This is a genomic window from Sedimentibacter sp. B4 (assembly GCF_000309315.1).
In the GTDB taxonomy this organism is placed as follows: Bacteria; Bacillota; Clostridia; order Tissierellales; family Sedimentibacteraceae; genus Sedimentibacter; species Sedimentibacter saalensis.
Genome location: NZ_CANG01000089.1, coordinates 1 through 341, shown reverse-complemented (window position 1 = coordinate 341; position 341 = coordinate 1). Strand labels below are relative to the sequence as shown.

Genomic DNA, 341 nt, shown 5'->3' with positions numbered 1-341 from the left:
AAGAAGGTGAATGGGTAGATGAAAGCAGTGCACTTCGGAGCAGGGAACATCGGTCGCGGGTTTGTCGGCCTGCTGCTGCACAACGCCGGTTACGACCTGGTGTTCGCGGACGTCGTCGAGTCGCTGATCCAGCGGCTGAAGGACGCGGACAGCTACGTCGTGCACGAAGTCGGGGAGGACCCGCGGACCCAGGAGGTCCGCGGGTTCTCCGCCCTCAACTCAGCGACCGAGCCGGAAGAGCTCGTCGCAGCCATCGCGTCCGCCGACATCGTCACCACGGCGGTGGGTGCGCACATCCTGAAGTTCGTCGCACCGGCGATCGCCGCAGGCATCGCGGCGCG

1 pseudogene is annotated in these 341 nt (G+C 66.0%); it reads left to right on the top strand.

The features are described from left to right. Positions 1-18: 18 nt before the first annotated feature. A pseudogene (locus BN358_RS10245) lies at positions 19-341 on the top strand (mannitol-1-phosphate 5-dehydrogenase); the annotation flags it as partial.